The sequence below is a fragment of the Rubripirellula obstinata genome (assembly GCF_001642955.1).
Taxonomy (GTDB): Bacteria; Planctomycetota; Planctomycetia; order Pirellulales; family Pirellulaceae; genus Rubripirellula; species Rubripirellula obstinata.
The window spans coordinates 1-5,459 of the sequence record NZ_LWSK01000203.1 but is presented as its reverse complement, the minus strand read 5'-3'; the positions used below and the strand labels follow the sequence as shown (position 1 = coordinate 5,459).

The window sequence follows — 5,459 nt, the reverse complement described above, 5'->3', positions numbered from 1 at the left end:
GCTCAAGCAAGAGAAAACGGCCAAGTGCGGAGTCAAAAACAAGCGGCTCACCGCTGGTTGGGACGATGACTACATGGAAAAAGTCGTTTTCAGTCGGTAAATCCCCGTGCAATCGCCCTGGCGAAACTCGCCAAGAGTTTCGGCAATTCAAACCGAAAGTCTTGGCGACTTTCGCTACCAATTTTCCCGCCACTAATTGTTCCGACGGTACTAACCGCCGCTGATCGGCAAAATGGTTGGATTATTCGGATTGTATTGGTCGATGAAAGAGAACGGTCGAGGATCGCAATGATCTGGTTTCCGTTTCTTTCACGCAGGATTGACCGATGGGCCTTTTTGGCACGATTCAACAGTCTGCGGGGGCGTTGCAGGTCGCGCAAATTGGGCTGCAAGTCGTCGGCAATAACATTGCCAACGCCAATACGCCTGGATATCTGCGTCAACAATTGCAGCAGTCGTCCGCCGAAGCGGTTCGCGAAGGCGGTCTGCTAAAAGGCGCGGGGGTTCGTCCGACTGGCATCGTGCAAGTCGTTGACGACCAGCTTGCCGAGCGGATGTTCAATGCTAAAACCGCTGTATCGGGCGCAGAAACGCTCAATCGAGCCTACTCGCAATTGGAAGAACTCACTGGCGATCTAAACAACGCTGGATTGAACCAACAATTTTCGTTGTTCAACAACGCGTTGCACGAATTGTCAACGCAACCGGGTGATTCATCGCTTCGTGATTTCGTCATTCTGCAAGCCGAATCGTTGGCGTCCAACATTCGACTGACTCGCGAAAATGCAGTTTCACGCAGCGATCTGTGGAACGGTGACCTGGAACAAATGGCGACCGACATTAACCGGTTGACCGAGCGAATCGCCAAGTTGAACTTGGACATTGCGACCATCGAAGGCGGCGGATTGCTGCAAAGCGATGCGACCGGATTGCGAGATCAACGGTACCGCGATTTGGAAGAGCTTTCGCAATACATGAACCTGAACTTTCAGGAACAAGAGAGCGGAGCAATCGCGGTTTTCGTCGGCGGCGATTACTTGATCAGTAACGGCCATCGCCGCGAAGTCGGCACGGCCTACAACAGCCAGACAGGCGGAAGTGAGGTCCGAATTCTGGAAACGGATTCTCCACTGCAAGCAACCAGCGGCAGACTGGCGGCAACGATTCAGGCTCGCGATTCCGTCTTTGGTGACTACATCGGTGACATCAACGCAATGGCATCGGCGTTGATTCAAAGCGTCAACGAAGTGCATTCACAAGGTCAAGGACGCGACGGCTTTCAAAGCATGCTTTCAACCGTCGTTGCGGACGTGGGGGTGCCACTGAAAAACGCGAATCTTGCCACCGTGCCTCGCAACGGATCGTTCGACATGAACGTGATCGACGAAGACGGTGAACTGATTAGCTCGCATCGAATTGACGTAAAGATTCTCTCGCAGGTCACCGATTCGACGGTGCAGTCGATCGTTGCGGACATCAATGCGATCGATGGTATCAATGCGGCGGTCACCAGCAGCGGACAGATTCAAATCAATTCAGATTCACCAACCTCTGGCTTTACGTTCGGTGAAGACACCAGCGGTTTTTTGGCCGCCGCCGGGATCAACACGTTCTTTTCGGGACGCGACGCGGTCGATATCGACATCAATTCGCAACTGAAGGGCAATCCAGATTTCTTGGCGATCAGCCGAGGCGGAATCGGCGAAGACACTGACGTTTTGACGGAATTGATCGACATTGTCGACAAGCCGATGTCGTCGCTGGGGGGAAACTCAGTGCGTGACGTCTACGAGCAAGCCGTTACTGGCCTGGGCCAAAAGATCAGTCTTCAAAGCAGTGCGACCGAAGGTTTGAATAACTTCTACGCAACCCTGCAAAGCCAGCACTTGGCGATTACCGGTGTCAATATCGACGAAGAGTCGATCAAGATGATCACCTATCAACGAGCGTTCCAAGCATCGTCTCGCGTGATCTCAACCGCCAGCGAAATGCTGGATCTGTTAGTGACGCTGTAGAGGGTGAAGGGAAAAAGTAGGCAGTATTAAGGAACGAGCGGGGAATAAGTGTCGCCTTTCGCAAGTGATTTCGCAGGGGACGTCGTATTCATTACTGCCGGATTGGTGTCGTCACTCATCCCGAGGGAAGTCGAACAAATAAATGCAAATTGTCGATGACCGATCCGCGATCATAACGCTGGTGAATAGTCCCGGCGGGACGAAAGCTCTCTGCCGGCTCGCCTTTTCACGGGCTTTGCATTTCTCGGCGTAGCGAATAGTCCCGGGAGGGACGGAAGCTCTCTGCCGGGGATGTAAATCCCCGGATGGCAGCGTTGAATCTCACATTTTCTCTCTCACCAATTCTCTGGCTCGGTTTCGCGGCGTAGCCGCGAAACCGAGCCAGAGAATTGATGTGGGGCAGCCATCCGGGTGCTCGCGCACCCGGCAGGGAGCTGCCGGCCCTCCGGGCCTAACGCGCAGTAACTGATGCGACGTCCCGAGCGAAAGGTGACTATAAAAAGTCGTGCGTTCTTAAGTAAAGCGAAATACGGCGAAGCATTTTGTTCACCGGTCTGATTGACTAACCAATCATTGATCCGCATAAACCAAGGTGCTTTCTTCCTTGGTTACTGGAACGGTCGCACTGTCGCTGACGACGACAGCCTTGACCAAGTGGGTTCCCGGTGCAACACCGCGAACCCGCATTCGGTACTTGATCTCGCTGCCTGGTGATAGTTGATTGCGAGGCGGGAAAATAACAACGCCACGTCCGTCGGTGTTGGCTTGGCCGCCTTCACCATCAGCGCTGACCAGTTCTAATCCAGCCGGAAGTTGAATCTGCAGACGAACGTTGTTGTCGGTCTTTGAGCCACTGTTTTGCACCATGATTTCGTAATCTGATTGGGCACCCAATTCGATTGGACCGCCGGGATTCAGAATTTGGAAACTAAGTTCGGCGAAGCCCTCGACTTGAACGGTATGCTCAGATTTTGCAATCGTGTTCAGGTCCGCTCTTGCGTCTACCGTCAATGCACGCTGTCCTTCTTGGACTGGCAGCAGTGTCAAAGGAACGGAGCCGCTATCGCCAGCGGGTAACGAATCAAGTGACCAAAAAACCGCGTGTCGCGATGCATCGTATTGGCCTTCGAAGTCGGTGGATACGAAGTTAAAACCGCGATCGAGTGCCACCGAGATTTCGACGTTGGTCGCGTCGGCGGTTCCCGTGTTGGCGATGTTCAATTGGTAGGTTGCTTGACGCTCAAGGAACCGTCGGGAAGGCCCAGCCAGTTCGACTGCTAATTGCGGTGCGATGACCTCGACATCAATCGTGTGCTCGGCGGCCAAGCCATCTTCTGAAACCAAGTGAATCGTATTGGCGATCATTCCAGGTTTGACGGCTCGCAAACGAAGTACTTGCAGTCGGCTTTCGCCGGGTGCCAGGGTTCCGATTAGATTATCGAGTTGCCGACCACGTGGGTGTTCCAGGCCCTCGGGAACGTCTTCTTGAAGCGACACCGAAGTTGCTTCGCCGGTTCCTGGGTTGGAAACTTCCAGCTCAATTTCAAGCTGTTGTCCGATCAAGACCTTTGCCGGTGCGCGTTGGGTGATCTTCAGTTCCGGTCGTGTGCTAATTGTGCGAACCGATGCCGCGGCTTCAAACGTGACGCGTGCAACACTGCCGAGTTCGCCTTCGGCTTCGGGGACCAATTGCATGGTGACGGTTCGTTCGTCGCCTGCGGGCAAAGAACCAAGTTGCCATAGCAATTGATTTCCTTGCTGAGTTGGCGATGGCGATGCATCGACCAATCGCATTCCCGCTGGGATACGATCGTGAACAACCACATCTAAAGCCTCGGCTGATCCAACGTTTTGAACGTGAATGACGAACGAAGCTGGCTTGCCAACTTGAACTTCCGCTGGTGCACGTTTTTGGATCACGACGCTTGGCGTTTGAACGCCTTCGAGTCTTCGGTCACCGGGTGCGTCGATGGTTCCGCTGGATGGTTCGTTGCGAGCGACTGATTGTTCAGGCGGCATCGATTGATAGCCGCCGCGAAGTCCCATTCCTGGTGTTGCAGCCATTGGTGCCGCATCAGGCCTAGGCAGGCTGGCGAATCGTTCTGGTTGACTGGGGTAGGCGTTGTTTTGGAACTGACCTGGCTGCTGAGTAACTGGGTAGGGATCCGCGGCCGGCGGTGCAGGTTGTAGTTGATTCTGAGCAAAGTCGGGTTGTTGGTTTGCGAGGGAATCGAACTGAGCGGGTTGCTCAGGATGATCGGGCATGCTTCGCAAATCATTGCTTGGCGATTGCACTGGATCGGGATAGATGTCCATTGCAGGTGCCATATCCATTGCAGGCGCCTGGGCCAAATCGATTTCCTGCATGGGCTCGGGTGCAAACCCTGGTTCTTGATTCGCAACTTCCGAGGGGAAGTTCATCGAAAGTGATTGTTCGGGGACTTGCTGCTGAGGTTCGGGATAGGTTTCCGGTTCAGGGAAATTTTGCTGTGACGCTGGCGGGGCGTCCATGGTCCAATCGGGAACTTCCATGGCCATTGCAGGCGACCCTGCGGATTCCGATTGAGGTTCACCGAGGCTGGCGGGCAGGCTGGAAACATCAAACGCCGGTTCGCTGTCGGCTGGAGCGCTGCGAAGTTCGCCCCGAAGCTCGTTGGAACCGACATCTTCGGTGTGCTGAACCAATGCGACCGATTGATTGAAGGCTGAACCCGCAAAATCGGCGAGTGAATTGGAAGCATCGGATTCAGGCTGGCTGATCCACGTATCTTCGCCGATCCCAGCAATCGGGGCCGCCGGTTCACCGAGTGACGGTGGCTGGGCGGTCCATGCCGTGGAGTCGTTTTGCTTGTCTTTCTGTGCAAGTGCGGCTGCATAAGCACCAAACAAGATCGTTGCTACACCTGCAGCTAGTCGTACACCAAACGCTTTCATCGGTCGCATTCCTTCGCGAAACTGTGGCCAAACCATGGCTAGAAGGTTGGGTTATCAAATTACGAGCAGTTACCGAAAGACCAATCGTGAAACTTCACGGCGATGGATCCCACCTCTGCCGCCCCTCGGCCGAAGCAGAGAGAGGGCAGGCGGCAACGCTCGCCCCCCACTTCCCGGCTGCTGAACGGCTTGTCGATCATAGTGAGCCACGACGCGTGAGCGGCCGGGCCTACCTCCAACGCTTAAAATCGTTTAACCGCGTTGGGCATCGCCCCGCGCGTCGTGCGGCACGGGAACGCGCGGGGCGATGCCCAACGCGGCTAAACGAACAAGGAACGAGCGGGGAATCAATGTCGCCTTTCGCAGCTGGAACTCAGGGGGCGTCGTATTAATTACTGCCGGATTGGTGTCGTCACTCATCCCGAGGGAAGTCGAACAAATCAATGCAAATTGTCGTTGATCGATCCGCGATCATAACGCTGGTGAATAGTCCCAGCGGGACGGAAGCTC

The 5,459-nt window shown here is 54.7% G+C and carries 2 protein-coding genes; one reads left to right on the top strand and one right to left on the bottom strand.

Annotated elements, in window-relative coordinates; all coding sequences use genetic code 11:
• Positions 1-326 precede the first annotated feature (326 nt).
• Entirely contained in the window at positions 327-2,015 is a 1,689-nt protein-coding gene (gene flgK, locus RC85_RS24640) for a flagellar hook-associated protein FlgK (protein WP_068267422.1), read from the top strand.
• A gap of 570 nt (positions 2,016-2,585) precedes the next feature.
• Here flgK and RC85_RS24635 read toward each other — a convergent pair.
• Positions 2,586-4,985, bottom strand: coding sequence for a DUF11 domain-containing protein (locus RC85_RS24635; protein ID WP_068267420.1), 2,400 nt, complete (start codon positions 4,983-4,985; stop codon positions 2,586-2,588).
• Between the last annotated feature and the right edge of the window lie 474 nt (positions 4,986-5,459).